Source organism: Pseudomonas sp. Soil_N_39 (genome assembly GCF_057655955.1).
In genome coordinates this window covers 69,424-95,654 of sequence record NZ_JBDGLI010000016.1, presented here as the reverse complement: position 1 = coordinate 95,654, position 26,231 = coordinate 69,424, and the positions used below count along the sequence as shown (strand labels likewise).

The following is a 26,231-nucleotide window of genomic DNA, read 5'->3' as shown; positions in this document are numbered from 1 at the left end:
CAAATTGGATCCCAGTGTCCTCCTCCAAGACACGTCATGACAAGAACAAACGTTGTCGATGCGCGGTTTTGTTGTTTTTTGCGCAATCGGGAATAATCCTTGCCTGTTTTTTGGCGACCAGACGCTACCCACCATCCCGGGGCGTCCCCCGCGAATCTCCTACCCGGAGTGCTGCGCCTGTCTTACGGAGATACATAATGTCTACCTCACCCGTCACCCTGATGGTTGCCCGCCGCGTCGCCAATGGGCGCTATCAGGATCTGATCGCCTGGTTGCGCGAAGGCGAACGACTGGCAACCGACTTCCCCGGCTACCTGGGTTCCGGCGTGCTCGCACCACCGCCCCAGGACGATGAATTCCAGATCATCTTCCGTTTTGCCGACGAGCAGACGCTGCACGCCTGGGAACACTCCGCTTCACGCACGGCCTGGCTGGGACGGGGCAGCGACCTGTTCGCCCATCCCTCCGAACATCGGGTGTGTGGCATCGATGGCTGGTTCGGCGCGGTCGGCCAGCGCCCACCACGCTGGAAACAGGCCGTGGCCATCTGGCTGGCGTTCTTTCCCGTGTCGCTGTTGTTCAATTTCCTGCTAGGCCCGCTGCTGGGCGAACTGGGCCTGTTGAGCCGTGTGCTTATCAGCACCGTCATCCTGACGCCGCTGATGGTCTACCTGTTTATCCCGATGTCGACCCATCTGCTGGCGAACTGGCTCAACGGCGCGCCGCAGCGGGCGTTGCCGGCTACGCAGAATCATTGATGCCACCCGCCTACACAGTGATTCCTGTGGGAGCCCCGGATCCATGGACGACAAAAAACCGGTGGGAGCGAGCTTGCTCGCGATAGCGTCAGGTCAGCCGACATTGATGCTGACTGACACACCGTCATCGCGAGCAAGCTCGCTCCCACTGGGGGCAGTTGAGTCGTTCCTGGATTGACCTTTGTACATAGGACGCGCCCCGTGTCGCTGTTATAGTTTTGCTCTTGCCGCGAACCGAGCCGTCCTATGTCCAGCGCCACCGCTCCGATCCTGATCACTGGTGCAGCCCAGCGCGTCGGCCTGCATTGCGCCCGGCGCTTGCTGGAGGACGGGCACCCGGTGATCGCGACCTATCGCACCGAACGCCCCGGCGTGCAAACGTTGCGGGACCTGGGAGCGGTGGTGCTATTCGCCGACTTCTCCAGCGAAACGGGGATCCTGGCCTTTATCGAACAACTCAAGCAGAACACCGACCGGCTGCGAGCCATCGTGCACAATGCCTCGGCCTGGATGACCGAGGCGCCTGGCAACGAAGCGGCAGCCTTCAACGCCATGTTCGGCGTGCACATGCTGGCGCCTTACCTGATCAACCTGCATGGCGCCGAGTTGCTGCGGCGTTCAACGCCGGCCGATATCGTGCACATCAGCGATGACGTGACTCGCAAAGGCAGCGCCCGGCATATCGCCTATTGCGCCACCAAGGCCGGCCTGGAAAGCCTGACCCTGTCGTTCGCGGCCAAGTTCGCCCCGGCGATCAAGGTCAACGGCATCGCGCCGGCCCTGCTACTGTTCAATCCCGAAGACGACGCGGCTTACCGCGCCAAGGCCCTGGCCAAGTCCGCACTGGGTATCGAACCCGGCAGCGAAGTGATCTACCAGAGCCTGCGTTATCTGCTGGACAACCCTTATGTCACCGGCACGACCCTGACCGTCAACGGCGGGCGGCACGTCAAATAGCCTTGTTTCGAGGATGCACCATGACGCTATCCCTGCCCCAGAACTACCGCGAGATCCTCATCGGCCTGGGGGAAGACCCCGAGCGCGAGGGCCTGCTCGATACCCCGGTACGTGCCGCCAAGGCCATGCAGTACCTTTGCCATGGCTATGAACAAAGCCTCGAGCAGATCGTCAATGGCGCGCTGTTCGCCTCTGACAGCGATGAAATGGTGATCGTCGCCGACATCGAGCTCTATTCGCTCTGCGAACATCACCTGTTGCCCTTCATCGGCAAGGCCCATGTGGCTTATATTCCTACCGGCAAGGTCCTGGGGCTGTCGAAGATCGCCCGGCTGGTGGACATGTTCGCCCGCCGCCTGCAAATCCAGGAGAACCTGACCCGGCAAATCGCCGACGCGGTGCAGCAGGTCACCCAGGCCGCTGGCGTAGCGGTGGTGATCGAGGCCCAGCACATGTGCATGATGATGCGCGGTGTCGAAAAACAGAACTCGACCATGAACACCTCGGTGATGCTCGGCGCCTTTCGCGACTCCAGCACCACGCGCCAGGAGTTCCTGCAATTGATTCGACGGAGCAAGTAAATGCCACAACTTCAGCCAGCCATGGCACGCATCAAGGTCAAGGACCTGCGCCTGCGCACCTTCATTGGCATCAACGAGGATGAAATCCTCAACAAGCAGGATGTGTTGATCAACCTGACCATCCTCTATGCCGCCCAGGAGGCGGTGCGCGACAACGACATCGACCATGCGCTTAACTACCGCACCATTACCAAGGCGATCATCGCCCACGTGGAAAGCAACCGCTTCGCCCTGCTCGAACGCCTGACCCAGGAATTGCTCGACCTGGTCATGGCCAACGAGTCGGTGCTGTACGCCGAAGTCGAAGTCGACAAGCCCCACGCCTTGCGATTTGCCGAGTCGGTGTCGATTACCCTCGCGGCAAGCCGGGCTACTGCGTAGCCGCTAAAAGCTTCAAGCTGTAAGCTTCAAGCCTGAAGACCGCATACCCACTTGCAGCTTGAAACTTACAACTTGAAGCTGTCTCGCAGAGATCACCATGAACGACCAACAACGCCTCGAACTCGAAGCCGCCGCTTTCCGTCGGCTGGTTGCCCACCTGGACAGCCGCAAGGATGTGCAGAACATCGACCTGATGAACCTCGCCGGCTTCTGCCGCAACTGCCTGTCCAAGTGGTACAAGGCCGCCGCCGATGAACGCCAGGTGGACGTCAGCCTCGACGACGCCCGCGAAGTGGTCTACGGCATGCCGTACGCCGAGTGGAAAGCCCAATACCAGAAAGAAGCCAGCGCCGAACAACAGGCGGCGTTCGCCAAAGGAAAACCCGATGCTTGATCTTGCTACCCTGCGTACCCGCCTCAAGAGCGGTGAACATGCCTTCGCCGACACCCTGGCCTTTATCGCCGCCGGCTACGACTACCAGCCCCAGGCCTTCAACAACGGCGGCGTGGAAAACGCCGCCGGGCAGAACGAAGGTTCGTGCAAGACCCTGGGCCTGGCGCTGCTCGAAGGCTTGAGCGATGAAGAAGCGCTGCTGGCATTTGGCGAACATTACCGTTCGGTGCTGGCCACGCCCGAAGGCAGTGATCACGGCAATATCCGTGCGCTGATGATCCATGGGCTGGCAGGTGTGCAGTTCGAGGCACCGCCACTGCAACGGCGCTGATCCACAGACTCTTGCAACCCTCTTTTGTGGCGAGGGAATTCATCTGTGGGAGCATGGCTTGCCCGCGATGGGCGCGCCGAGGTTTAACAGCCGAACCGCGTTATCGTTCGTCGCGGGCAAGCCATGCTCCCACAGGTCTTCCTCCCCCAAATAAATCCTTCCGCTCCACATCCCGACTTTTAAGATTGACCCAGCAACTTTATTTCGTTTGCCGGGCCCCTCTGCTCGCGGCTTAGATAACGGAAATTTCTCCTTCGTCCGAGCCGTCATCCATGAGCAGCGACACCATCAGTCAATCGATCTCCATCGTGCACCCCGTCAGTCTCAGCCACGGCAAGAATGCCGAGGTCTGGGACACCGACGGCAAACGCTACATCGATTTTGTCGGGGGCATTGGTGTGTTGAACCTTGGGCATTGCCATCCGCGCATCGTCGAGGCGATCCGCGAACAGGCTACCCGGCTGACTCACTACGCCTTCAACGCTGCCCCTCACGCGCCCTACATTGAGTTGATGGAACGCCTGGCGGCGTTTATCCCGCTGGATTACCCGGTCAGCGGCATGCTCACCAACAGCGGTGCCGAGGCGGCGGAGAACGCCTTGAAGATCGTGCGGGGCGCCACGGGCCGTACCGCGGTGATCGCGTTTGACGGCGCCTTTCACGGCCGCACCCTGGCGACCCTCAACCTCAACGGCAAGGTCGCGCCTTACAAACAGAAAGTCGGCGTCCTGCCCGGGCCGGTCTATCACCTGCCCTACCCCAGCCAGGACAACGGTGTCACCTGCGCAGAGGCCTTGAAGGCCATGGAGCGGCTGTTCAGCGTCGAGATCGACGTAAACGACGTCGCCTGTTTCATCGTCGAGCCGGTACAGGGCGAAGCTGGCTTCCTGGCAATGGATGTGCCCTTCGCCCAGGCCCTGCGGCAGTTCTGCGACGACAAGGGCATTGTGCTGATCATCGATGAGATCCAGTCGGGCTTCGGCCGCACCGGCGAGCGCTTTGCCTTCTCCCGGCTGGGCATCGAACCAGACCTGATCCTGTTGGGCAAAAGCATTGCCGGCGGCGTGCCCCTGGGGGCCGTGGTAGGACGAAAAGCACTGCTGGACAACCTGCCCAAGGGCGGCCTGGGCGGCACCTATTCGGGCAACCCCATCGCCTGCGCCGCCGCACTGGCAACTCTGGACGAAATGACCGACGCCAACCTGCGCGCCTGGGGTGCACAACAGGAAGAGGCGATCGTCAGCCGCTACCAATCCTGGCGCAACCGCGGGCTGAGTCCTTACCTGGGTCGCCTGACCGGCGTCGGCGCCATGCGCGGCATCGAACTGAGCCACGCCGACGGTACCCCGGCTTCGGCACAATTGACCCAACTGCTGGCCCTCGCACGGGAATCGGGCCTGCTGCTGATGCCCAGTGGTAAATCGCGGCACATCATTCGACTGCTGGCGCCGTTGACGACCGAGCCGGCCGTGCTGGAAGAGGGGTTGGATATTCTGGAAGCGTGCCTGGCGAAGCTGGCCTGAAATGCAGTGTTTTTGACTGCACACAAACCCTGTGGGAGCGAGCTTGCTCGCGATGACGGTGTATCAGTCACCATCCATGTCGACTGACCTGAAGCCATCGCGAGCAAGCTCGCTCCCACAGGGGTTCGCCGGCAGATATCCAGGCATAAAAAAACCGGCCGAAGCCGGTTTTTTAATGCCCGATAAATCAGAACGAAGCGTTCTGCAGGCCATCCAGGTAACGCTCGGTGTCCAAGGCTGCCATGCAACCAGCACCGGCCGAGGTGATCGCCTGACGGTAGACGTGGTCGGCCACGTCGCCAGCCGCGAAGATACCTTCGACGCTGGTGGCAGTGGCGTTGCCGTCGCGACCGCCCTTGACCACCAGGTAGCCGTCCTTGAGTTCCAGTTGGCCTTCGAACAGCGAGGTGTTCGGCGTGTGGCCAATGGCGATGAAGACGCCGTCGACCTTGATCTCGTCAAAGCTGCCGTCGTTGTTCTTCAGGCGGGCACCGGTCACGCCCATGTTGTCGCCCAGCACTTCGTCCAGGGTCGCGTTGAGCTTGAGGATGATCTTGCCTTCAGCGACACGGGCGTTGAGCTTGTCGATCAGGATCTTCTCGGCGCGGAAGGTTTCGCGACGGTGGATCAGGGTGACCGTGCTGGCGATATTGGCCAGGTACAGCGCTTCCTCGACCGCGGTGTTGCCGCCACCGACCACAGCCACTGGCTTGTTGCGGTAGAAGAAACCGTCGCAGGTGGCGCAGGCGGAAACACCTTTGCCCATGAAGGCTTCTTCCGACGGCAGACCCAGGTAACGCGCACTGGCGCCGGTGGCGATGATCAGGGCATCGCAGGTGTAGGTCGCGCTGTCGCCGGTCAGGGTGTACGGCTTGGCGGCAAAATCCACGGCATTGATGTGATCGAAAACGATCTCGGTCTCGAAACGCTCGGCGTGTTCCTTCATGCGCTCCATCAGCGCCGGGCCGGTCAGGCCGTGGACATCGCCCGGCCAGTTGTCGACTTCGGTGGTGGTGGTCAATTGACCGCCGGCCTGCATGCCGGTGATCAGCAGCGGCTTGAGGTTGGCACGGGCCGCATAAACCGCAGCGCTGTAGCCGGCAGGGCCGGAACCGAGAATAATCACTCGCGAATGACGCACTTCAGACATGACCTGCTCCTGTTGACCGGACCTTGCGGGCCGGAACGCCGGGTGAGCGGCGCGAATAAAAAGGACCGTTGACGCACTTGGGGAAGGCTTGGGTTCGACAGTCCTGGAAAAGAATGGGTGCAGCGTATCGAGGGAGCGAAGATTAAGGAAATACGGTTTAACAATCCAGCTCATAGGTGAGCTCTATCTGCAGCAAGCCTTTCAATAGGCGCCTTCGCCTCAAGAAACGTTGTTACACGCCATGTCGCCGCTTTCCCAGGCGGGGCAAAGCCGGTAAGGTCGGCGCGTTCATTTCGCTCGGAGCCACCTATGCCCGCCCCCGTCCTGTCCGGCCCGCAATATTTGCAAGAAGGCCTCAAGCTGGTCCTGAGCCCGGGCCTGCGCCTGTTTGTACTCTTGCCCCTGGCGATCAACCTGGTGCTGTTCGTCGGATTGATTTACTTGGCCGGCCATCAGTTCAGCCTCTGGGTCGATACGCTGATGCCGTCGCTGCCAGAGTGGCTGAGTTTCCTCAGCTATGTGCTCTGGCCGCTGTTCGTGGTGCTCGTCGTGCTGATGGTGTTTTTCACCTTCACCATGCTCGCCAACATCATCGCCGCACCATTCAACGGTTTTCTCGCGGAAAAAGTCGAAGTGGTCATCCGTGGCACCGACGACTTCCCGGCCTTCAGTTGGGCCGAGTTGATCGCCATGGTGCCGCGGACCCTCGGTCGGGAAGCGCGCAAGCTCGGCTATTTCCTGCCCCGCGCCCTGGGGCTGTTCGTGCTGTCGTTCATCCCCGTGGTCAATCTGGTGGCGGCACCGCTGTGGCTGCTGTTCGGCGTGTGGATGATGGCGATCCAGTACATCGACTACCCGGCGGACAACCACAAGCTGGGCTGGAACGAAATGCTCGCCTGGCTGCGGGAAAAACGCTGGCAGAGCCTGGGTTTTGGCGGCAGCGTGTATTTGGTGCTGCTGATCCCGGTGGTGAACATCCTGATGATGCCGGCGGCGGTGGCCGGGGCGACCTTGTTCTGGGTGCGTGAGCAAGGTGCCGAGACCGCGTTGGCCCGCCAGGGCTGAGCCGTCACAAATCCATCATCCTGTCGTCACAATGACGAAATGGCCCCGGTCGACACTGGGGTCATGACCACACCCCTGCACATTACCCTGATCACCGAAACCTTCCCGCCGGAAATCAATGGCGTGGCCAATACCTTGGGCCGCCTGTACGACGGCTTGCGCGCCCGCGGGCACCAGGTCGAGCTGATACGGCCGCGCCAGGTCGACGACCCACGCCAGGCCGGTGACGAGCAGTTGCTGCTGTGCCGGGGCTGGCCGTTACCGGGTTATCCGGGGCTGCAGTGGGGCCAGGCGTCGATGCACAAGCTGCTCCGGCGCTGGAAACGTCATCGTCCGGACGTGCTCTACATCGCCACGGAAGGGCCGCTGGGCTTGTCGGCACTGCGGGCGGCACGGCGCCTGGGCATCTCGGTAGTCAGTGGCTTCCACACCAATTTCCAGCAATACACCCAGCAGTACGGCCTCGGGCTGTTGAGTCGCATGCTCACCCATTACCTGCGCTGGTTTCACAACCGCTCCAGCCTGACCCTGGTGCCCAGTCTCAGCCAGCGCCTGGAACTGGAGCGACGACACTTCGAGCGCGTGGCATTGTTGTCCCGGGGCGTGGACAGCCAACTGTTCCATCCGGTCAAGCGCTCGTCGAGCCTGCGCGAAGCGTGGGGCCTGGGCGACGACGACATCGCCGTGCTCCATGTCGGGCGCCTGGCACCGGAGAAAAACCTGGGGCTGCTCAAGCGCAGTTTCGACACGCTGTGCAGCGCTTTTCCGGGGCGACGGATAAAGCTGGTGGTGGTCGGCGACGGCCCGCAGCGGTCCGAGCTGGAGCAGGCATTGCCCGAGGCGATCTTTTGCGGCTCGCAACGGGGCGAGGCGTTGGCCAGCCACTATGCGTCCGGGGATGTGTTTGTCTTTCCGAGCCTGACCGAAACCTTCGGCAATGTGGTGTTGGAGGCGCTGGCGTCCGGGCTGGGCGTGGTGGCCTACGATCAGGCCGCGGCGGCGCAACATATTCGCCACGGCTATAACGGCGTGCTGGCGATGCCGGGGGATGAAGAGGCGTTCTGCGATGCCGCCCGTTGGCTGCTGGAAGAGCGCGAGACCTTGCGTTGCGTGCGGCTCAATGCGCGCCAGCATGCCAGTCGCCAGGGTTGGGCGGCGGTGATCGAGCAATTCGAGACGCAGTTGCGCGGGGCTTGCGTGGGTGAGCAGGTGATGCCTGTTACACCAACTGTGCGTTAATTATTCGGTGATACTGATATCGCCATCGCGAGCAAGCTCGCTCCCACATTGGATCTTCAGCGAACGCGATATCTGTGTCCGGCCGCCCGCCCCTGTGGGAGCGAGCTTGCTCGCGATGGCGTCAGTTCAGGCGATACTCAAACCAGGGTCATCAAAGCCTCGCGACTGAACGGCAAGATCTCCTGCTCGCGCCCTTCACGGACTTTTTGCGCCCAGTCCGGATCCACCAGCAGCGCACGCCCCACCGCCACCAGGTCGAACTCATCGTTGTTCAAGCGCTCCAGCAGTTTTTCCAGGCTGGCCGGCTGCGCGACTTTGTCGGTGTTGACCATGAACTGCAGGAACTCGCCATCCAGGCCAACGCTGCCGACGGTGATGGTCGGCTTGCCGGTGAGCTTGCGGGTCCAACCGGCCAGGTTCAGCTCGGAGCCTTCGAATTCCGGCTCCCAGAAACGCCGTGTCGAACAGTGGAAAATATCCACGCCCGCCTCGGACAACGGCTTGAGGAATTCGCCCAAGGCTGCGGGGGTCTGCACCAGCCGCGCGGTGTAATCCTGCTGCTTCCATTGGGAGAAACGGAAAATGATTGGGAAGCCCTCGCCTACGGCGGCACGCACGGCACGGATCAATTCGATCGCAAAGCGCGAGCGGTTGGCCAGGCTGCCGCCATAACCGTCCGTGCGCTGATTGCTGCCTTCCCAGAAAAACTGGTCCACCAGGTAACCGTGGGCGCCGTGGATCTCCACCCCGTCCATGCCAATGCTCTGGGCATCTTTTGCCGCTTGGGCGAACGCGGCAATGACGTCATCAATATCCGCCTGGGTCATGCCGTGGACGACCACCTGGCCGTCCTTGAGCTTTTCGCTCGGACCATAACCCGGCACGCTGGCGTCCGGCTCGGTGCCGATGCGTCGCACACTGCCCACGTGCCACAACTGTGGAACGATCTTGCCGCCTTCGGCATGCACCGCATCGACCACCTGTTTCCAACCGGCCAGCGCGGCATCGCCGTAGAAATGCGGTACGTTCGGATAACCGTTGGAGGCCTTGTGCCCGACCGTCGTGCCCTCAGTGATGATCAAGCCGACCCCGGCCGCCGCACGGCGACGGTAGTACTCGACCACCTTGGCGTTCGGCACGCCGCCCGGCGAAAAGGAACGGGTCATCGGCGCCATCACCACCCGGGTCGGCAATTCGAACGCGCCGAGGTGGAAGGGTTTGAACAGGGCTTTTGCAGGCATTGGGCACTCCACGGGACAACGTCACAGGTCGATATGACGAGGATAATATGTGCCGTGCAGGGTGCTGGGTAGCACTATTGATTTGGGTGATTAAGGATTAGAAGATCGCGACTGTCGGGATTGAGCCGAATGCCCAGCCGGGTGCAAAACCTGTGGCGAGGGGATTTATCCCCGCTGGGTTGCGAAGCAGCCCCCCAAAACCTGCTAACTCGGCGTGTCAGAAAGGCCCGGTCGCAGTTGATGGGGTTGCTGCGCAACCCAGCGGGGATAAATCCCCTCGCCACAAGGGTCCAGCGCATGGCTTCAGCTCAGCGCTTTTTCGATCGCCTGGATCACGGAAGAATCATCCGGCGCCGTGCGCGGCGAGAAACGCGCCAGCACCCGACCGTCCTTGCCGACCAGGAATTTCTCGAAGTTCCAGGTAATGTCCCCGGGAAACTCGGCCCCCTCGCCCGCTAGCAGGCGGTACAACTGATGACGATCATGACCATTCACTTCCAGCTTGCTGGACAGCGGGAACGTCACGCCATAGTTGAGGCTGCAGAACTCCTGGATTTCCTGCTCGGTCCCAGGCTCCTGCCCGGCGAACTGATTGCAGGGCAGGCCCAGCACGCTGAACCCCTTGTCCTTGTATTGCTGATAGAGACTTTCCAACGCCGCGTACTGAGGCGTCAGGCCACATTTGGAGGCGACGTTGACCACCAGCACGACTTGCCCCTTGAACGGTGCCAGAGCAAGCTCCTGACCATCCAGGGCTTTCAGTTTAAGGTCGTGGAAAGCACTCATGACGAACTCCAGGGTTTGCGGATCTTTTGAAACAGACATGGGCGATGCTAACAGCAAGCGACTAAAAAGGCGCCATAGGGCGCCTTTCCAGTTCACTGATTACCTGAGCGTAGCGCAGAAATCAGTGGTGATGGCCGCCTTCGCCATGGACGTGACCATGGGCGATTTCTTCCTGGCTGGCGTCACGGATATCGACGATCTTGACTTGGAAGTTCAAGCGCTGGCCGGCCAACGGGTGGTTGCCGTCGACAGTGACGTCGTCGCCTTCCAGGTCGCGGATGGTGACGATCTGCATCTGGCCGTCGGGCGCCGAGGCGTGGAACTGCATGCCCACTTCCAGCTCATCCACACCTTCGAACATGCTGCGGCTCAAGGTGCTGACCAGTTCAGCGGAATATTCGCCATAGGCGTCTTCCGGCTCAACGGCCACTTTCAGCTCGTCACCGACGGCTTTGCCCTCCAAAGCCTTTTCCAAGCCTGGAATGATATTACCTGCGCCTTGCAGGTAGACCAGCGGAGCGCCGCCGGCAGAACTGTCGATGACCTCACCAGCGTCGTTGGTCAGGGTATAGTCAATGGAGACAGCCTTATTGGCGGCGATCAGCATGGGGCGAGACCTTTTGCATAAGAATGAAGAACGGACAAGTCTAAACAAGGATTTGCCCGAAAGCGAACGGAACCCGGACAAACGGGCCTGCTCGAACAGACCGACGGTCATCGGTTTCCATCAGGACGAGGACGGGCACTGGGTGGCCGAGCTGTCCTGTGGCCATACCCAGCACCTGCGCCACCAACCCCCGTGGCAATCCCGGGCCTGGGTACTGGACTCGGCGCAACGTATTGAAAAAATAGGCCAGCCCTTTGATTGCGGCTGGTGCGCTCAAGGCCCGGTTAGCGATAACCTTGGCGACTGAATTGTGGGTAGACGACCAGTCATAGGTCGCGCCATTCCCCCTTAGAGAATTCGCATGCAAACTTTTTTTATCGCACCCACCGATTTTGGTGTAGGTCTGACCTCCATCAGCCTCGGGCTGGTGCGTACCCTCGAACGGGCCGGGCTGAAAGTCGGCTTTTTCAAACCGATTGCCCAGCCGCATCCCGGCGACACCGGGCCGGAGCGCTCCACCGAGCTGGTGGCCCGCACCCATGGCCTCAAGCCTCCACAGCCCCTGGGTTTGGCTCATGTCGAGCGGATGCTTGGCGACGGCCAGCTCGATGAGTTGCTGGAAGAAATCATCACCCTGTACCAGCAAGCGGCCATCGGCAAGGACGTGCTGGTCGTCGAAGGCATGGTCCCGACCCGCAACGCCAGCTACGCCGCCCGGGTCAACCTGCACCTGGCCAAGAGCCTCGACGCCGAGGTCATCCTGGTGTCGGCACCGGAGAACGAAGTGCTGACCGAGCTTTCCGGGCGGGTGGAGTTGCAGGCTCAATTGTTCGGCGGGCCTAAAGATCCGAAAGTCCTCGGGGTGATCCTGAACAAGGTCCGCACCGAGGAAAGCATGGAAGCGTTTTCCGCACGACTCAAGGAGCACTCGCCCCTGTTGCGCAGTGGCGATTTCCGCCTGCTTGGTTGCATCCCGTTTCGCCCTGAACTCAACGCCCCGCGCACCCGCGACGTGGCCGACCTGATGGGCGCCCAGGTGCTCAATGCCGGCGACTACGAAACCCGGCGCATGAGCAACATCATCATTTGCGCCCGCACCATGCGCAACACCGTGGAACTGCTCAAGCCTGGCGTGTTGGTGGTGACCCCCGGCGATCGTGACGACATCATCCTCGCCGTGAGCCTGGCGGCGATCAACGGCGTGCCCCTGGCCGGCCTGTTGCTGACCAGTGACACCCTACCCGACCCACGCATCATGGACCTGTGCCGCGGCGCCTTGCAGGCAGGATTGCCGGTGCTGTCGGTGAGCACCGGCTCCTATGACACCGCCAACCTGCTCAACGGCCTGAACAAGGAAATTCCCATCGATGACCGCGAACGTGCGGAGATCATCACCGATTTTGTCGCCAGCCACCTGGACGCCAACTGGCTGCACCAACGCTGCGGCACGCCACGGGAAATGCGCCTGTCACCGGCGGTGTTCCGCTATCAGTTGATCCAGCGCGCCCAGGCCGCCAACAAACGCATCGTGCTGCCCGAAGGCAGCGAACCGCTGACCGTCCAGGCCGCCGCCATTTGTCAGGCCCGGGGCATCGCCCGCTGCGTGTTGTTGGCAAAACCGGCCGACGTCGAAGCGGTGGCCCGCGCCCAAGGCATCGAGTTGCCGCCGGGGCTGGAGATTCTCGACCCGGATTCGATTCGCGAGCGTTATGTCGAGCCGATGGTGAGGTTGCGCAAGAGCAAAAGCCTGAACGCGCCGATGGCCGAGCAGCAATTGGAAGACACCGTGGTCATCGGCACCATGATGCTGGCCCTGGATGAAGTGGACGGACTGGTCTCCGGGGTCATTCACTCCACCGCCAACACCATCCGTCCGGCGCTGCAACTGATCAAGACCGCGCCGGGTTGCTCCTTGGTGTCCTCGGTGTTTTTCATGCTGTTTCCCGAAGAAGTGCTGGTCTACGGCGACTGCGTGATGAACCCACACCCCAGCGCCGCGGAACTGGCGGAAATCGCCCTGCAAAGCGCCGACTCGGCCGCGGCGTTCGGCATTACGCCGCGGGTGGCGATGCTCAGCTATTCCAGCGGTGAGTCGGCCAGTGGCGAAGAGGTGGAAAAAGTCCGCGAAGCCACCCTGCTGGCCCACGAGGCCCAGCATGGCCTGCTGATCGACGGTCCGCTGCAATACGACGCCGCCGCCAACGAAACCGTGGCGCGACAATTGGCGCCCAACAGTCAGGTGGCCGGCCGGGCGACGGTGTTCATCTTCCCGGACCTCAACACCGGCAACACCACCCACAAGGCCGTGCAACGCAGCGCCGATTGCGTCAGCCTCGGGCCGATGCTGCAAGGCTTGCGCAAACCAGTGAATGACTTGCCCCGCGGCGCCCAGGTCGACGACATCGTGTACACCATCGCCCTGACCGCGATCCAAGCCGCCAACCGACCATTGGATATTTAAATGCTGGACTTCCTGCCTGCCCCCTTGCGCGGCGTCATTGCCTCGCTGCTATTGGCGCTGAACACCATCGCCTGCTGCACACCGCTGTTCATCGTGGCAATTTTCAAGCTGTTGCTGCCCTTCCCCACCGCCCAGCGCTTCACCAACTGGTTGATGAGCCACATCCATGAAGCCTGGATCAGCAACAACAAGGCCTGGATGAACCTGCTGCGTCGTACCCGCTGGCACCTCAGCGGCCTGGAGGGCCTGGATTACCAGCATTCATACCTGATCACCAGCAACCACCAGAGCTGGGTCGACATCATGGTGCTGCAGTACGTGCTGAACCGACGCATCCGGCCGTTGAAGTTCTTTCTCAAGCAGGAACTGATCTGGGTGCCGGTGATCGGCCTGGCCTGGTGGGCCCTGGGCTTCCCGTTCATGAAGCGTTACTCCAAGGCTTATCTGGAAAAACACCCGGAAAAGAAAGGCAAGGACCTGGAAACCACCCGCAAGACCTGCGCGAAGTTTCGCGACAACCCCGTAGGCATTTTCAACTTTGTCGAAGGCACGCGCTTCACCGACGGCAAGCATGCCCAGCAGCAATCGCCGTTTCGCTACCTGCTCAAGCCCAAGGCCGGCGGCATCGCCTTCGTGCTCGATGCCATGGGCGAGCAACTGGAATCGATCATCAACGTGACCATCCATTACCCGGGCGGGCGTCCGGGGTATTGGGATTTGCTCTGCGGCAACGTTGGGGAAGTGGTGGTGCATTTCCAGGAGCTGAAGATCCCACCGCAGTTCATCGGCAAGAACTATGACCAGGACGGTGTGTATCGCCTGGAGTTCCAGGGCTGGATCAACCAGTTGTGGCAGGACAAGGATGCGTTGTTGGAACAGATGCATCGGGAGTATCCCTGCAAGTCTTGAGGCGCCTGTACTGGCGTCATCGCGAGCAAGCTCGCTCCCACAGTCGATTTGTGGTGTTCACACATACCCTGTGGGAGCGAGCTTGCTCGCGATGGCGTCCCTCCAGACAACGAAAAAGCCCGCGGATGATCACTCATCCGCGGGCTTTTTTATTTACAGCGGCGGTCCTTAGATCGCCCCACGCTTGCGCAGCAGATCCAGCACCTGCTTGACGCTCTCTTCCAGTGTCAGCGCCTGGGTGTCGATCACCAGGTCGGCATCCAGCGGCACGTCATACGGGAAGGATTCGCCCGGGATGTTGTCGCCAGCGGCGGCATATAGCCCTTGCGGGTCACGCTGGGCACACACCGTTGGCGAAGCCTGGACGTAGACCGTCAGCAGACGCTCACGTCCGATCAGGTCCTTGGCCTGCTCACGCCCTTCGGCACTCGGCGCAACGAACGCGGCGAGGGTCAGCAGGCCGGCTTCGTTGAACTGACGAGCGACATGGGCCGCACGGCGCCAGTTCTCGGTCCGCCCGGCGCGATCCTGGGGCAGGCCCTTGTTCAGGTCATGGCGCAGGTTCTGGCCATCGAGGACAAAGACCGCACGGCCCGAATCGAACAACTTGCGCTCGACCGCGTAGGCCAGCGTGCTTTTGCCCGCGCCCGAAAGGCCACTGAACAAGACCGTGGCCGGTTGCTGGCCGAAGCGCTGGGCGCGTTCTTCCACCGACACATGGGCGAGTTTGCCGTGGTGCGTGCTGCTGCCGTGGGTCAGCGGCTGGGCGACGATCATGCCGGCGCCGACCGTACCGTTGGTCAGGCGATCGATGACGATGAACGCGCCGGTGGTGCGGTTGCTCTCGTAACCGTCCAGGGCGATCGGCGCATCCAGGGCGATCTTCACCTTGCCGATTTCGTTGAGCTGCAACGCGCTGGCCGGGCCTTCTTCAAGGGTGTTCACATCGACCTTGTTGACGATGCTGGCAATCGAGCCCGGCACATAGCTGGTGGCGCGCTTGATGTCGTATTTCTTGCCCGGCAGCATCGGCTCTTCGGCCATCCACACCAGCATCGCTTCGAAGCTGTCGGTGACCGGCGGGACGTTGTCGGCATGCACCAACAGGTCGCCACGGGAGATGTCGATCTCGTCTTCCATGGTCAGCGTGACCGCTTGACCAGGGCCTGCGTGTTCCAGCTCGCCTTCGAAGGTGACGATGGATTTCACGCGGCTGCTCTTGCCCGACGGCAGCACCACCACTTCGTCGCCCTTGTGCACGATGCCGCTGGCGAGGGTGCCGGCAAAACCGCGGAAGTTCAGGTTCGGACGGTTGACGTACTGCACCGGGAAACGCAGGTCGGTGAAGTTGCGGTCGCCCGCCACTTCCACGGTCTCGAGGATTTCCATCAGCGACTGGCCGGTGTACCACGGCGAACGCTCGGACTTGTTCACCACGTTGTCGCCCTTGAGGGCGGACATCGGCACGAAGTGCATGCTGGTGGGCTTCATCTTCAAGCCTTCGGCGAACTTCAGGTAGTCGGCCTTGATCGACTCGAACACGCCCTGGTCGAAGTCCTTGAGGTCCATCTTGTTGATGGCCACGACGATGTGCTTGATGCCCAGCAACGAGGCGATGAAGCTGTGGCGACGGGTCTGGGTCTGCACGCCGTAGCGGGCGTCCACCAGGATGATCGCCAGGTCACAGGTGGACGCACCGGTGGCCATGTTGCGGGTGTACTGCTCATGGCCCGGGGTATCGGCGATGATGAATTTGCGCTTGGCGGTGGAGAAATAGCGGTACGCGACATCGATGGTGATGCCCTGCTCGCGCTCGGCCTGCAGGCCGTCGACCAGCAACGCCAAGTCGATATCGTCACCGGTGGTGCCGACTTTCTTCGAATCGCGGGTGATGGCTTCCAGGTGATCTTCGTAGATCATCTTGGAGTCGTGCAGCAGGCGCCCGATCAGGGTGCTCTTGCCGTCGTCGACGTTACCGCAGGTCAAAAAGCGCAGCAGCTCTTTACGCTCGTGCTGGCCCAGGTAGGCGAGGATGTCCTCGCTGATCAAATCAGATTGATGCGACATGACAGCCCCTTAGAAATAACCTTGACGTTTTTTATCTTCCATCGAGCCTGCGCCATCGTGGTCGATGACCCGGCCCTGGCGCTCGGAAGTTCGCGTCAGGAGCATTTCCTGGATGATGTCCGTCAGGCTTTCGGCCTCGGACTCCACCGCGCCCGTCAACGGGTAGCAGCCAAGGGTACGGAAACGCACTTTCTTCTTGACGATACGGGCTTTGTCTTCGTCGGACAGGTGCTCGAGGATGCGCTCGTCGTCGATCATGATCAGCGTGCCGTTCTTCTCGATCACTTCACGCTCGGCGGCGAAGTACAGCGGCACGATCGGGATGCCTTCGAGGTAGATGTACTGCCAGATGTCCAGCTCGGTCCAGTTCGACAACGGGAATACCCGGATCGACTCGCCCTTGTTGACCTTGCCGTTGTAGACGTTCCACAACTCCGGACGCTGGTTCTTCGGGTCCCAGCGGTGCTTGCTGTCACGGAACGAGTACACACGCTCCTTGGCGCGGGATTTCTCTTCATCGCGACGGGCACCGCCGAACGCGGCGTCGAAACCATACTTGTCCAAGGCCTGCTTGAGGCCTTCGGTCTTCATGATGTCGGTGTGCTTGGCACTGCCGTGGGTGAACGGGTTGATGCCCTGCGCCACGCCGTCCGGGTTCACGTGAGTGATCAGGTCCAGGCCGAGTTCCTCGACCATGCGGTCGCGGAACTTGTACATTTCCTGGAATTTCCAGCGGGTGTCGACGTGCATCACCGGAAACGGCAGCTTGCCGGGGAAGAACGCCTTGCGTGCCAGGTGCAGCATCACGGCGGAGTCTTTACCGATGGAGTACAGCATCACCGGGTTATCGAACTCGGCGGCCACCTCGCGGATGATGTGGATGCTTTCCGCCTCCAGCTGTTTCAGATGCGTCAGTTTGTCGACCATGGCTACTCACGAAAACTTTCTTATGAACGGCCAGCGGGCCGTGTTCGAGCGGGGAATCCTAGCACAGCGACCTCTTCTAATCAGGGCGCCAACTAGATCGAAACAGCATATGGATATGCCTGGTGGTTCGGGCGTTGCGGTGAGTTCTGGGGGAGCCAGTGAACTCTGTGGGAGCAAAGCTTGCTCGCGATAGCGGCGTTGCATGTGCCGACGTCATCGCGAGCAAGCTTTGCTCCCACAGGCCCGCTTCCACATTTGGTTCAGCGTTAGTCAGATGGGGTTCGGGCAATCGATGAAGATGTGCTCCAGGGCAAAGCGTCGCGCCAGGTACTCACCCAACGCCTGCACGCCGTAGCGCTCAGTCGCATGATGCCCGGCGGCGATGAAGCTGATGCCATTTTCCCGCGCGCTGTGGAATGTCTGCTCCGAGGCCTCGCCACTGAGGTACAGGTCGACACCGGCCAGTACCGCCTGATCGATATACCCCTGGCCGCCGCCGGTGCACCAGCCGACCCGGCGGATCATCTGCTCGCCTTCGATCAGCAAGGGCTCGCGGCCCAGGGCTTCCTGGACCTTGCGCGCGAAGTCCCGCGCCGTCATCGGTTCGGACAGGGAGCCGACCAGGCCGACAACCTTGGGGTTATCCGGGTCCAACGGCCCCTCGACGGTGATGTCCAACTGGCGAGCCAGTTGCACGTTGTTGCCCACCTCGGGGTGCAGGTCCAAGGGCAAGTGGTAAGCCAGCAGGCTGATGTCATGCTTGAGCAACGTCTTGAGGCGACGCTGCTTCATGCCGGTGATGCAAGGGTTCTCGCCCTTCCAGAAATAACCGTGATGCACCAGCACCAGGTCGGCCTCGGCCTCGACAGCCGCATCGAGCAGTGCCTGGCTGGCGGTGACGCCGCTGACGATGCGCATCACCTGGGGCGCGCCTTCGACCTGCAGGCCATTGGGGCAATAATCGGCAATCCGACTGCTGGCCAGGTAACGGTCCGCTTCTTCAACCAGGGTGTTCAGGGCTACGGCCATGAAAAGACTCCTAAATATCCCGTTCAGAGGCGCGCGCGGCCTCGTATAATGCGCGACATTATGGGCGGTCTCATACCGCCTGCAACCTTTGTAGGACGTGCTTAATGCTCAAGGCGCTGCGTTTTTCCGGCTGGCCGCTGTTGGCCGGCGTGCTTGTCGCTCTACTGATTATCCAGCGCTACCCGGAATGGGTCGGCCTGCCGAGCCTCGACGTCAACCTGCAGCAGGCGCCACAAACCAAGGCGGTGCAACAGGGGCCGGTGTCCTATGCCGACGCCGTGACCACCGCCGCGCCGGCGGTGGTGAACCTGTACACCACCAAGGTCATCAACAAACCCAGCCATCCGCTGTTCGAAGACCCGCAATTCCGGCGCTTCTTCGGCGACAACTCGCCCAAGCAGAAGCGCATGGAATCAAGCCTGGGATCGGGTGTGATCATGAGCCCGGAAGGCTACATCCTGACCAACAACCACGTCACCAGCGGTGCCGACCAGATCGTGGTGGCCCTCAAGGATGGCCGTGAAACCCTGGCCCGGGTGATCGGCAGCGACCCGGAAACCGACCTCGCGGTGCTGAAGATCGACCTCAAGAACCTGCCGGCCATCACCATCGGCCGCTCCGACAGCATCCGCATCGGCGACGTCGCCCTGGCCATCGGCAACCCGTTCGGCGTTGGCCAGACCGTGACCATGGGCATCATCAGCGCCACCGGGCGCAATCAATTAGGCCTGAACAACTACGAGGATTTCATCCAGACCGACGCCGCGATCAACCCCGGCAACTCCGGCGGCGCACTGGTGGATGCCAACGGCAACCTCACCGGGATCAACACGGCGATCTTCTCCAAGTCCGGCGGCAGCCAGGGCATCGGTTTCGCCATTCCGGTGAAGCTGGCGATGGAAGTGATGAAGTCGATCATCGAACACGGCCAGGTGATCCGTGGCTGGCTGGGGATTGAAGTCCAGCCGCTGACCCAGGAACTGGCGGAATCCTTCGGTTTGTCCGGGCGGCCCGGCATCGTGGTGGCGGGGATCTTCCGCGACGGTCCGGCGCAGAAGGCCGGTCTGCAACTGGGCGATGTGATCCTGAGCATCGATGGCGAACCGGCCGGCGATGGCCGCCGCTCGATGAACCAGGTGGCGCGGATCAAGCCCACCGACAAAGTGACGATCCAGGTCATGCGCAACGGCAAGGAGCTCAAGCTCACCGCTGAAATTGGCCTGCGCCCACCGCCGGCGCCGGTGGTGCTCAAAGAAGAGCAGTAAACCGCGCAACGCTTCCTGAAGTGGCCAAACAAATCCCTGTGGCGAGGGGATAAATCCCCTCGCCACAAAAAAATCCTACCCGCCCCTCCAGAGTGATCCCCCTGACAATCCATCCGTATTTCCCTCGAAAATACAGATAGCATGAATTCTCATTAGTAGTGTTATATTATTTCAATACTAAAAATTGGAACAACATAACATGTCATCCCTAAAACGGATTTCCGTTGCCAGTCTCGCCCTGGGCCTGCTCGGCGATCCCGCCTACGCCGAAGAAATCCAGCCCCTGGAACTGGACGCCATCAGCGTCACATCCGAGTACGAATCGCCCACTGGCCCCGTGACGGGCTATCGTGCCACCCGCTCTGCCAGTGCAACCAAAACCGACACGGCCCTGCGCGACATCCCGCAATCGATCAGTGTAATTCCCGCCAGCGTACTCAAGGACCTGGGCAGCACCAGCGTCGAGCGGGCATTGGAATATGCCGGCGGCGTGTCGAAGCAGAACAACTTCGGTGGCCTGACGCTTTACGAGTACAGCGTGCGCGGCTTTACGACGTCGGAGTTCTACAAGGACGGCTTCAGCGCCAATCGCGGTTATCCGAGCACGCCGGACGCGGCGAACATCGAACGCATCGAGGTGCTCAAGGGCCCGGCCGCCAGCCTGTATGGCCGGGGCGATCCCGGCGGTACGGTGAACATTGTCACCAAGAAACCCCAGCCTGAAGCCTTCACCACCCTGCAGACCAGCGCCGGCAGTTGGGACCGCTACCGCACCGCATTGGACGTCAACACGCCCCTGGACGCCGAAGGCCAGTTGCTGTCGCGGGTCAACCTGGCGGTCGAGGACAACCACAGCTTTCGCGATCACGTCGACAGCAAGCGCGTCTTCGTCGCGCCTTCCATCAGCTGGCAATTGAACCCCGACACGCGGTTGCTGGTGGAAAGCGAAATCGTGCGCCACAGCTCGACGTTCGACCGTGGCATCGTCGCCCCGAACAATCGCTGGAGCGGCGTTTCCCGCTCGACCTTTTTGGGCGAACCCAACGACGGCGACATCGACAATCACAACAACATGCTCCAGGCCGCCCTCGAACATCAGCTCAACGACACTTGGCAGTTGCGCTTGGCCAGCCACTACAAGCAGGGGGAACTCTGGGGTTTCGCCTCCGAAGCGCGTCCGCTGAACCCCGACGGCCACACGGTGAACCGCCGCTATCGCGAGCGCGACAACAATTGGCATGACAGCATCACCCAACTGGAATTGCGCGGCTTGTTCGACCTCGGCCCGTGGCAGCACGAACTGCTGATCGGCAGCGAATACGAGGACTACCGCAAGAACGAGCGCGTGACCACCATCGGTGGCAGCACCTACCCCATCGACATCTATCAGCCGATCTACGGCCAGCCGAAACCCAATGGTGCTCGGACCGGCACCGACTTCTTCGAACATGTGCAAAGCCGCGCGCTGAACCTGCAGGACCAGATCGTTTTCACCGACAAGCTGCGGGGCATGCTTGGCGTGCGTTATGAGCATTTCGAGCAGAGCATCGACGATCACACCCGCAGTAAAACCAGCCGCCAGCGCCACGACACCCTGACGCAGCGGGCCGGCCTGCTGTATCAACTGACCCCCGAAGTCGGCCTGTTCGCCAACGCTTCCACCTCGTTCAAGCCCAACAATGGCCTGGATGCCAGCGGCAAGACGTTCGATCCCGAGGAAGGGGTCGGCTATGAAGTGGGGATCAAGAGCGAGTTGTTCGACGACCGCCTGAGCACCACCCTGGCGGCATTCCATATAGAGAAGGAAAACGTCCTGAGCCCGGTCGCCGGGACCGACTTCAGCCGCGCCATCGGCAAGGCCCGCAGCCAGGGCATCGACCTCCAGGTGACGGGGCAGGTGACCGACGCCGTGCGGGTGATCGGCGCCTATGCCTACATCGATGCCGAAGTGACCCAGGGTGACCGGGACAATCCCACCGGCAGCCGGATCCTCGGCGTTGCCAAACACAGCGGCAGCCTGCTGGGGGTCTACGAATTCCAGGATGGGCACCTGCGCGGTTCGGATGTCGGCGCGGCGTTCACGTACGTCGGCGATCGTTCGGGCGAAGCCGGCAAGGATTTCGAATTGCCGGCCTACCACACCGTGGATCTGCTGGCCCACTACAAGGCCAGCGATGACGTCACCGTGGGCCTGAACCTGAACAACGTCTTCGACGAAAAATACTACGAGCGCGCCTACAGCAACTACTGGGTCACCCCCGGCGATCCGCGCAACTTCACCATCAGTCTTACCCTCGCTCTGTAAAAGGAAAATCGCAATGAAACACCCCAAGACCTTCGTCCTGCTCGGCCTGCTCCTGGCCACACAAGCCTCGGCCCATGGCCTGTGGACCGAGCAGCGCCGCGGCAACATCGAAGTGATCTACGGCCACGGCGCCGAAGACAATGCCTTCAAAGCGCAGAAAATCAGCGGTGCCTGGGCCTATGACTTGGGCGGCAAGATGATTCCGGTCACCGTAGAGCGCCTACCGGACCACGCCCGTCTGCAACCGCTCAAGCCCCCGGCCGTGCTGGCGGTGGCGCTGGACAATGGCATGTGGTCCCAGACGGCGGACAAGAAATGGATCAACGAAGGCCGCAGCAAAGTGCCCGGGGCGATCGAGTCGACCCAAACGTTCAAGTACAGCCTGGCGATCTATGAGCCGGGGGCGAAACTGCCGGCGCTTGCACCGATCAAGTTCGTGATCCTGCCGGAAGTCGACCCGCTGACCGTAGGTCCGGGCCAGTCATTGCCGGTGCGGGTGCTGCTGGACGGCAAACCGGCGGCCGGTGTGAAACTGGTGGGCGACTACCGCAGCGCGCCGGACACCGTCTCGGCGGAAACCGACGCAGAAGGCCGGGCCAAGGTGCTGGTGCGCAACGAGGGCTTGAATGTGATCGCGGCGCAGATGGAAATTGCCCTCAAAGACAACAAGGACGTGGCCACCCGTGGTGTATTCACCTCGCTGACCTTCCTAGGCGAACCGCACCACGAGTAACCCCAGAACCTAATGTGGGAGCGAGGTTGACTGACACGGCGCCATCGCGAGCAAGCCCGCTCCCACAGGGAATAGCGGTGAACACATTTTTTGTAGACACCGGCAGCCTATTGTGGGAGCGGGCTTGCTCGCGAAAGCGGGGGGTCAGCTTGCATGAATGTTGGATGTCACGCTCCTTTCGCGAGCAAGCTCGCTCCCACAGGGGATGGCGGGTGTACGGAAGATTTGAATACACCTGCCGCCCATTGTGGGAGCGAGCTTGCTCGCGATGAGGCCAGCACAATCGCCGCAAGACTCAAGCCGGCGTCAGGCACTCCGGCCCATTGAGCTTCGGATCATTGACCATGTTGGCCAATACCCGCTCGCGCAGCGGCGCTGGCTCGCTTGCCAGCAGCCCTTGCAAGGCATGCAACGGTGTCTCGGGGTCGAGCCAAAGGCGCTGGCCTTCTTCGTCCAGGATCAGCGGCCGGCGTTGACCCGCCGCGGGCTGGGTGATGACCGCCGTGCTCAGCCACACCTGTTCCTGCACCGGGTACGCCTCCCAGATCGCGGCGAAAAACAACGACGAGCCCTCCCCTGGCGTCAGCCAGTACGGACGCTTGCGCGTGCCACCGCGCCATTCATAAAAGCCGTTGGCCGGCAGCAGGCAGCGGCGCAGGCGCAAGGCCTCGCGGAACATCGGTTGCTCGGCCACGGTTTCGGCCCGGGCATGGGCCGGGGTGCGGGACAGGTCGGTCAGCCACGGCGGCGTCAGGCCCCAGCGCGCCCGAGCCAGTTCACGCTGGCCCTCGGCGCCAGCCCGCAGCATCAGCACCGAGTCGTTGGGCGAAATATTCCACTGCGCCTTCTGATCGGCGGGAAAGCCGGGCAGGGCCGCGAAGGCGGGGTTCCAGCGAAACAGGGCATAACGTCCACACATGGGGTAACACGACTCTTGATCAACAAACGACCGCCAGCCTAACAGACCAGCGTGCCAGGGTAGCTGTCCGGTTCATCGCCGGGCAGCGGCAGTGCGGCATTGTACGCGGCGATCAACTCCCGGGCGTATTGCGCCTGCTCGTCTTCCACCGCCAGCCCCAGCAGGCCCTGCATGGGCAACTCCCCCGCGCCGCCCAGCAGATCGCGCCCCACCAGATGCGCCGTGATGCCTTCGCTGGCAAGCATGCCCTGCAATAATTCACCTTCCATCAGGTTTTCCAGCTCGTAGATTCGCTGCATGGGCGCCCCATCATTCGTTTTCGCTGAAGACTTCCAGATGCCATTCCTCGCCATGGACCTGCAACACAAAGGTGATCGGCCGACAGCACACCTGACAGTCCTCGATGTAGGTCTGGTCGCCGCCGGACAAATCCACGGATGTCTCAACTTCCTCCCCGCAATAGGGACAATCATAACGAGCGTTTTCCAGCATCGCGGTCTCCCAGGTGACTTGTGCGTATAATCGCCGGTCTATTTGCAGGGCTATTTTCGTCTGGCTTATCTTCCAGGCCGTGCCCCGTCGTTTTTTCGATCCGAACCTTTACTTACCCTAGCCGTTTCCAACAAGAGAGCATGATGGGCGAATTCGATGCCATCCGACCTTACGACGACAGCGAAGTCCCAGCGGTGCTGGCACGGCTGCTCGGCGACAAGGCGTTTCTAGATATCCTCACCCACTTCCGCTTCCCACGCCTGGCCGGCGCCTTCGGCTGGATGCTCAAACCCCTTATAGCGCAAAGATTGCGCCGTGAGTTCGCCGGTGTGACGTCGGTCGCCACTTTGCAGGACAAGGTGGAGTTTTACGTCGACCACACCATCGAGCGCGCCACCGATGGCGTGACCTACACCGGGGTGGAGCAATTCAAGTCCGGCAGCGCGTACCTGTTCATCGCCAACCACCGCGATATCGTGATGGACCCGGCCTTCGTCAACTACGCCGTGTACCACGCCGGCCTGCCGACGCCACGCATCGCCATTGGCGACAACCTGCTGCAAAAGCCCTTTGTCAGCGACCTGATGCGCCTGAACAAGAGTTTCATCGTGCACCGCTCCATCACCGGGCGGCGGGAAAAAATGGCGGCGTACCAGTTGCTGTCGGCCTACATCAACCACTCGATCCGCAACGACTGCGCCTCGATCTGGATCGCCCAGGCCGAAGGTCGGGCCAAGGACGGTGACGACCGGACCGAATCGGCGATCCTCAAGATGTTCCACATGAGCCGCAAGGACGAGCCGTTCGGCGAGGTGATCCAGTCGCTGAACCTCACGCCGGTGTCGATCAGCTATGAATACGACCCCTGCGACCAGGCCAAGGCCCGCGAGTTGTACATCCGCGCCACCACCGGCACCTACACCAAGGCCCCGGGCGAGGACGACGTGAGCATCGCCAAGGGCATCACCGGCTATAAGGGCCGGGTCCACGTGAACTTCGCCGCGCCCATCACCGAGCTGTTCGAGGATACCAAGCAATTGGCCCTGGAAATGGACCGGCAGATTCTCGGCGGCTACCGCCTGTTCCCGGTGCATTACCTGGCTTACGCCCAATGGGCCGACGCCGACCCGCAGTTGCAGGTGCCAACGGCGGCCGAGGTGTTTGAAGCCGATGAACTGGCCAAGGCCCAGGAAGAATGGCAGCGCCGGCTGGACGCTTGCCCGCCGGAACACCGGCCGTTCCTGGTGCTGCAATATGCGACGCCGGTGCGTAATCAGTATCGGGTCAAGGCGGGGTTGGCGCTTTAAGCGATAGGTCTGCGGACACCGGTTCCCTGTGGCGAGGGAGCTTGCTGTGGCGAGGGGATTTATCCCCGCTGGGCTGCGCAGCAGACCCAAACCCTGACAGCTCGGTGAGTCAGGTCGATCACATCAAACCGATCAGGGCTGCTACGCAGCCCAACGGGGATAAATCCCCTCGCCACAGGTCACCATGTCCCAGATCAAAACGGCTACTTCGTCAGAACTGCGTACTGATCCACGACACCAGCAACGCCAGCGCCAGGCAGCCAAAGCCGAAGCGGTAGAAAAATCGGTTCATGCGCTGGGTGGCCAGGTCCAGCAGTGCTTCGAAACGTTCCTCGCCCTTGCCATTGCGTGCTTGCAGGCAGGCCCGCGCCCGTTGTTCACGGCGGCGCGTCGCATGTAGCACCCAGCCGCCGGGACAGGCAAACAGCAGCGCGAGCAGGTTGATCAGTTTGGCGGGGTGGGCGGCGAACAACGAAAACAGATGCGACGACATCACGAACCTCAAGCGAAAAACGGACAGGACAGACACGCCCGTGGCCTATGAACAGGGCGCGGATTCTACCGAAAGCCTGACGCCCTGCGCCGTTTTTTCCGACCAGTAACGACCCCGCCGCCGCACTGTAATGCTGTTCACTTAAGGCTTGTGTGAGTCATTGTGACGAGGGGAGCTTGCTCCCGCTGGGCCGGGCTGGCGCTCCAGCGCGAAGCGGCCCTGTTTTGGGGCTGCTGCGCAGCCCAGCGGGAGCAAGCTCCCTCGCCACAGGCTCGTCGCCAGGCGTTCGGGCCGTGTGCATTTTGTTGAGC

27 protein-coding genes are annotated in these 26,231 nt (G+C 61.7%); 16 read left to right on the top strand and 11 right to left on the bottom strand.

All coding sequences use genetic code 11. From position 1 onward, the window contains the following. The first annotated feature begins 197 nt into the window (after positions 1–197). The 7 genes from AC3A5O_RS21820 (at position 198) to AC3A5O_RS21790 (ending at position 4,925) form a co-directional block, all read left to right on the top strand. Positions 198–758 carry an antibiotic biosynthesis monooxygenase gene (locus AC3A5O_RS21820; protein ID WP_487753709.1) on the top strand — a complete coding sequence of 187 codons (561 nt, stop codon included), beginning with the start codon at positions 198–200 and terminating at the stop codon, positions 756–758. 246 nt (positions 759–1,004) lie between these two features. Further along, a complete protein-coding gene (gene folM, locus AC3A5O_RS21815; protein ID WP_487753708.1) occupies positions 1,005–1,715 on the top strand; it encodes a dihydromonapterin reductase in 711 nt (236 codons plus the stop codon). Positions 1,716–1,735: 20 nt separating this feature from the next. Continuing rightward, entirely contained in the window at positions 1,736–2,296 is a 561-nt protein-coding gene (folE, locus tag AC3A5O_RS21810) for a GTP cyclohydrolase I FolE (RefSeq protein ID WP_487753707.1), read from the top strand. Further along, on the top strand, positions 2,297–2,677 hold the full coding sequence (gene folX, locus AC3A5O_RS21805; RefSeq protein WP_122567075.1) for a dihydroneopterin triphosphate 2'-epimerase: 381 nt from the start codon (positions 2,297–2,299) through the stop codon (positions 2,675–2,677). Between the two features lie 97 nt (positions 2,678–2,774). Next, a complete protein-coding gene (locus AC3A5O_RS21800) occupies positions 2,775–3,071 on the top strand; it encodes a DUF1244 domain-containing protein (protein WP_305468423.1) in 297 nt (98 codons plus the stop codon). Continuing rightward, the gene (locus tag AC3A5O_RS21795) at positions 3,064–3,402 is read left to right on the top strand and encodes a HopJ type III effector protein (protein ID WP_305468424.1); all 339 of its coding nucleotides are present in this window, start codon (positions 3,064–3,066) and stop codon (positions 3,400–3,402) included. Before AC3A5O_RS21800 ends, AC3A5O_RS21795 begins: the two co-directional genes overlap by 8 nt. Before the next feature lie 272 nt (positions 3,403–3,674). Beyond that, positions 3,675–4,925 (top strand): 2-aminoadipate transaminase, encoded by a 1,251-nt coding sequence (locus AC3A5O_RS21790; RefSeq protein WP_305482170.1) that lies wholly within the window; start codon positions 3,675–3,677, stop codon positions 4,923–4,925. Between the two features lie 187 nt (positions 4,926–5,112). Here the strand turns inward: AC3A5O_RS21790 and trxB are convergent, their stop codons facing one another. Continuing rightward, entirely contained in the window at positions 5,113–6,075 is a 963-nt protein-coding gene (trxB, locus tag AC3A5O_RS21785; RefSeq protein WP_003205459.1) for a thioredoxin-disulfide reductase, read from the bottom strand. A gap of 309 nt (positions 6,076–6,384) precedes the next feature. Between trxB and cysZ the strand changes: the two genes are divergently transcribed. Together cysZ and AC3A5O_RS21775 are read left to right on the top strand one after the other, a co-directional pair. Next, positions 6,385–7,140 carry a sulfate transporter CysZ gene (cysZ, locus tag AC3A5O_RS21780; RefSeq protein ID WP_122567079.1) on the top strand — a complete coding sequence of 252 codons (756 nt, stop codon included), beginning with the start codon at positions 6,385–6,387 and terminating at the stop codon, positions 7,138–7,140. A 39-nt stretch (positions 7,141–7,179) separates the two neighbouring features. Beyond that, positions 7,180–8,379, top strand: a complete 1,200-nt coding sequence (locus AC3A5O_RS21775) for a glycosyltransferase family 4 protein (RefSeq protein WP_487753706.1) — start codon at positions 7,180–7,182, stop codon at positions 8,377–8,379. Between the two features lie 137 nt (positions 8,380–8,516). Here the strand turns inward: AC3A5O_RS21775 and AC3A5O_RS21770 are convergent, their stop codons facing one another. The 3 genes from AC3A5O_RS21770 to AC3A5O_RS21760 form a co-directional block, all read right to left on the bottom strand. After that, positions 8,517–9,620: an NADH:flavin oxidoreductase gene (locus tag AC3A5O_RS21770; RefSeq protein ID WP_305468430.1), complete on the bottom strand. Its 1,104-nt coding sequence runs from the start codon at positions 9,618–9,620 to the stop codon at positions 8,517–8,519. Between the two features lie 303 nt (positions 9,621–9,923). Further along, complete coding sequence (locus tag AC3A5O_RS21765) at positions 9,924–10,406, bottom strand: glutathione peroxidase (RefSeq protein WP_122567082.1); 483 nt, start codon at positions 10,404–10,406, stop codon at positions 9,924–9,926. A gap of 121 nt (positions 10,407–10,527) precedes the next feature. Then, positions 10,528–11,013 carry an FKBP-type peptidyl-prolyl cis-trans isomerase gene (locus AC3A5O_RS21760; protein WP_018612607.1) on the bottom strand — a complete coding sequence of 162 codons (486 nt, stop codon included), beginning with the start codon at positions 11,011–11,013 and terminating at the stop codon, positions 10,528–10,530. Here AC3A5O_RS21760 and AC3A5O_RS21755 point away from each other — a divergent pair. The 3 genes from AC3A5O_RS21755 to yihG are packed head-to-tail and all read left to right on the top strand — an operon-like array spanning position 10,982 to position 14,383. Beyond that, the gene (locus AC3A5O_RS21755) at positions 10,982–11,320 is read left to right on the top strand and encodes a DUF3565 domain-containing protein (RefSeq protein WP_122567095.1); all 339 of its coding nucleotides are present in this window, start codon (positions 10,982–10,984) and stop codon (positions 11,318–11,320) included. The genes AC3A5O_RS21760 and AC3A5O_RS21755 overlap by 32 nt on opposite strands. Before the next feature lie 54 nt (positions 11,321–11,374). After that, a complete protein-coding gene (pta, locus tag AC3A5O_RS21750) occupies positions 11,375–13,474 on the top strand; it encodes a phosphate acetyltransferase (RefSeq protein ID WP_305468435.1) in 2,100 nt (699 codons plus the stop codon). Next, positions 13,475–14,383 carry a 1-acylglycerol-3-phosphate O-acyltransferase, YihG family gene (gene yihG, locus AC3A5O_RS21745; RefSeq protein WP_122567084.1) on the top strand — a complete coding sequence of 303 codons (909 nt, stop codon included), beginning with the start codon at positions 13,475–13,477 and terminating at the stop codon, positions 14,381–14,383. It abuts the gene before it with no gap. Between the two features lie 168 nt (positions 14,384–14,551). Here yihG and cysN read toward each other — a convergent pair whose 3' ends face one another. From cysN to AC3A5O_RS21730, 3 genes are all read right to left on the bottom strand, one after another. Then, positions 14,552–16,450: a sulfate adenylyltransferase subunit CysN gene (cysN, locus tag AC3A5O_RS21740; protein WP_092172079.1), complete on the bottom strand. Its 1,899-nt coding sequence runs from the start codon at positions 16,448–16,450 to the stop codon at positions 14,552–14,554. Between the two features lie 9 nt (positions 16,451–16,459). After that, positions 16,460–17,377, bottom strand: coding sequence for a sulfate adenylyltransferase subunit CysD (gene cysD / locus AC3A5O_RS21735; RefSeq protein WP_003178041.1), 918 nt, complete (start codon positions 17,375–17,377; stop codon positions 16,460–16,462). Between the two features lie 270 nt (positions 17,378–17,647). After that, positions 17,648–18,406, bottom strand: coding sequence for a Nif3-like dinuclear metal center hexameric protein (locus AC3A5O_RS21730; RefSeq protein ID WP_460081866.1), 759 nt, complete (start codon positions 18,404–18,406; stop codon positions 17,648–17,650). Between the two features lie 104 nt (positions 18,407–18,510). Between AC3A5O_RS21730 and algW the strand changes: the two genes are divergently transcribed. The 3 genes from algW (at position 18,511) to AC3A5O_RS21715 (ending at position 22,709) form a co-directional block, all read left to right on the top strand. Next, positions 18,511–19,671 (top strand): Do family serine endopeptidase AlgW, encoded by a 1,161-nt coding sequence (gene algW / locus AC3A5O_RS21725; protein ID WP_072344423.1) that lies wholly within the window; start codon positions 18,511–18,513, stop codon positions 19,669–19,671. Between the two features lie 199 nt (positions 19,672–19,870). Further along, positions 19,871–21,976 (top strand): TonB-dependent siderophore receptor, encoded by a 2,106-nt coding sequence (locus AC3A5O_RS21720; protein WP_122567087.1) that lies wholly within the window; start codon positions 19,871–19,873, stop codon positions 21,974–21,976. Positions 21,977–21,989: 13 nt separating this feature from the next. Beyond that, a complete protein-coding gene (locus tag AC3A5O_RS21715) occupies positions 21,990–22,709 on the top strand; it encodes a DUF4198 domain-containing protein (protein WP_305468441.1) in 720 nt (239 codons plus the stop codon). Positions 22,710–23,004: 295 nt separating this feature from the next. Here the strand turns inward: AC3A5O_RS21715 and AC3A5O_RS21710 are convergent, their stop codons facing one another. Genes AC3A5O_RS21710 through AC3A5O_RS21700 form a run of 3 tightly spaced genes read right to left on the bottom strand, consistent with a single transcriptional unit; the run spans position 23,005 to position 24,120 of the window. Next, positions 23,005–23,628, bottom strand: a complete 624-nt coding sequence (locus AC3A5O_RS21710; RefSeq protein ID WP_207964445.1) for an SOS response-associated peptidase — start codon at positions 23,626–23,628, stop codon at positions 23,005–23,007. A 38-nt stretch (positions 23,629–23,666) separates the two neighbouring features. Continuing rightward, a complete protein-coding gene (locus tag AC3A5O_RS21705; protein WP_092202539.1) occupies positions 23,667–23,927 on the bottom strand; it encodes a putative signal transducing protein in 261 nt (86 codons plus the stop codon). Between the two features lie 10 nt (positions 23,928–23,937). Then, complete coding sequence (locus tag AC3A5O_RS21700; protein ID WP_122567091.1) at positions 23,938–24,120, bottom strand: CPXCG motif-containing cysteine-rich protein; 183 nt, start codon at positions 24,118–24,120, stop codon at positions 23,938–23,940. Between the two features lie 140 nt (positions 24,121–24,260). Here AC3A5O_RS21700 and AC3A5O_RS21695 point away from each other — a divergent pair, with 140 nt between their 5' ends. Next, the gene (locus AC3A5O_RS21695; RefSeq protein WP_122567092.1) at positions 24,261–25,427 is read left to right on the top strand and encodes a 1-acyl-sn-glycerol-3-phosphate acyltransferase; all 1,167 of its coding nucleotides are present in this window, start codon (positions 24,261–24,263) and stop codon (positions 25,425–25,427) included. A gap of 211 nt (positions 25,428–25,638) precedes the next feature. Here AC3A5O_RS21695 and AC3A5O_RS21690 read toward each other — a convergent pair whose 3' ends face one another. After that, positions 25,639–25,920 carry a hypothetical protein gene (locus tag AC3A5O_RS21690; RefSeq protein WP_122567093.1) on the bottom strand — a complete coding sequence of 94 codons (282 nt, stop codon included), beginning with the start codon at positions 25,918–25,920 and terminating at the stop codon, positions 25,639–25,641. Between the last annotated feature and the right edge of the window lie 311 nt (positions 25,921–26,231).

What these genes read in the sequence shown, in the direction of transcription:
- AC3A5O_RS21820 (WP_487753709.1), top strand. Translation starts at nt 198, where the DNA reads ATGTCTACCTCACCCGTCACCCTGATGGTTGCCCGCCGCGTCGCCAAT.
- folM (WP_487753708.1), top strand. Translation starts at nt 1,005, where the DNA reads ATGTCCAGCGCCACCGCTCCGATCCTGATCACTGGTGCAGCCCAGCGC.
- folE (WP_487753707.1), top strand. Translation starts at nt 1,736, where the DNA reads ATGACGCTATCCCTGCCCCAGAACTACCGCGAGATCCTCATCGGCCTG.
- folX (WP_122567075.1), top strand. Translation starts at nt 2,297, where the DNA reads ATGCCACAACTTCAGCCAGCCATGGCACGCATCAAGGTCAAGGACCTG.
- AC3A5O_RS21800 (WP_305468423.1), top strand. Translation starts at nt 2,775, where the DNA reads ATGAACGACCAACAACGCCTCGAACTCGAAGCCGCCGCTTTCCGTCGG.
- AC3A5O_RS21795 (WP_305468424.1), top strand. Translation starts at nt 3,064, where the DNA reads ATGCTTGATCTTGCTACCCTGCGTACCCGCCTCAAGAGCGGTGAACAT.
- AC3A5O_RS21790 (WP_305482170.1), top strand. Translation starts at nt 3,675, where the DNA reads ATGAGCAGCGACACCATCAGTCAATCGATCTCCATCGTGCACCCCGTC.
- trxB (WP_003205459.1), bottom strand. Translation starts at nt 6,075, where the DNA reads ATGTCTGAAGTGCGTCATTCGCGAGTGATTATTCTCGGTTCCGGCCCT.
- cysZ (WP_122567079.1), top strand. Translation starts at nt 6,385, where the DNA reads ATGCCCGCCCCCGTCCTGTCCGGCCCGCAATATTTGCAAGAAGGCCTC.
- AC3A5O_RS21775 (WP_487753706.1), top strand. Translation starts at nt 7,180, where the DNA reads ATGGCCCCGGTCGACACTGGGGTCATGACCACACCCCTGCACATTACC.
- AC3A5O_RS21770 (WP_305468430.1), bottom strand. Translation starts at nt 9,620, where the DNA reads ATGCCTGCAAAAGCCCTGTTCAAACCCTTCCACCTCGGCGCGTTCGAA.
- AC3A5O_RS21765 (WP_122567082.1), bottom strand. Translation starts at nt 10,406, where the DNA reads ATGAGTGCTTTCCACGACCTTAAACTGAAAGCCCTGGATGGTCAGGAG.
- AC3A5O_RS21755 (WP_122567095.1), top strand. Translation starts at nt 10,982, where the DNA reads ATGGAGACAGCCTTATTGGCGGCGATCAGCATGGGGCGAGACCTTTTG.
- AC3A5O_RS21760 (WP_018612607.1), bottom strand. Translation starts at nt 11,013, where the DNA reads ATGCTGATCGCCGCCAATAAGGCTGTCTCCATTGACTATACCCTGACC.
- pta (WP_305468435.1), top strand. Translation starts at nt 11,375, where the DNA reads ATGCAAACTTTTTTTATCGCACCCACCGATTTTGGTGTAGGTCTGACC.
- yihG (WP_122567084.1), top strand. Translation starts at nt 13,475, where the DNA reads ATGCTGGACTTCCTGCCTGCCCCCTTGCGCGGCGTCATTGCCTCGCTG.
- cysN (WP_092172079.1), bottom strand. Translation starts at nt 16,450, where the DNA reads ATGTCGCATCAATCTGATTTGATCAGCGAGGACATCCTCGCCTACCTG.
- cysD (WP_003178041.1), bottom strand. Translation starts at nt 17,377, where the DNA reads ATGGTCGACAAACTGACGCATCTGAAACAGCTGGAGGCGGAAAGCATC.
- AC3A5O_RS21730 (WP_460081866.1), bottom strand. Translation starts at nt 18,406, where the DNA reads ATGGCCGTAGCCCTGAACACCCTGGTTGAAGAAGCGGACCGTTACCTG.
- algW (WP_072344423.1), top strand. Translation starts at nt 18,511, where the DNA reads ATGCTCAAGGCGCTGCGTTTTTCCGGCTGGCCGCTGTTGGCCGGCGTG.
- AC3A5O_RS21720 (WP_122567087.1), top strand. Translation starts at nt 19,871, where the DNA reads ATGTCATCCCTAAAACGGATTTCCGTTGCCAGTCTCGCCCTGGGCCTG.
- AC3A5O_RS21715 (WP_305468441.1), top strand. Translation starts at nt 21,990, where the DNA reads ATGAAACACCCCAAGACCTTCGTCCTGCTCGGCCTGCTCCTGGCCACA.
- AC3A5O_RS21710 (WP_207964445.1), bottom strand. Translation starts at nt 23,628, where the DNA reads ATGTGTGGACGTTATGCCCTGTTTCGCTGGAACCCCGCCTTCGCGGCC.
- AC3A5O_RS21705 (WP_092202539.1), bottom strand. Translation starts at nt 23,927, where the DNA reads ATGCAGCGAATCTACGAGCTGGAAAACCTGATGGAAGGTGAATTATTG.
- AC3A5O_RS21700 (WP_122567091.1), bottom strand. Translation starts at nt 24,120, where the DNA reads ATGCTGGAAAACGCTCGTTATGATTGTCCCTATTGCGGGGAGGAAGTT.
- AC3A5O_RS21695 (WP_122567092.1), top strand. Translation starts at nt 24,261, where the DNA reads ATGATGGGCGAATTCGATGCCATCCGACCTTACGACGACAGCGAAGTC.
- AC3A5O_RS21690 (WP_122567093.1), bottom strand. Translation starts at nt 25,920, where the DNA reads ATGTCGTCGCATCTGTTTTCGTTGTTCGCCGCCCACCCCGCCAAACTG.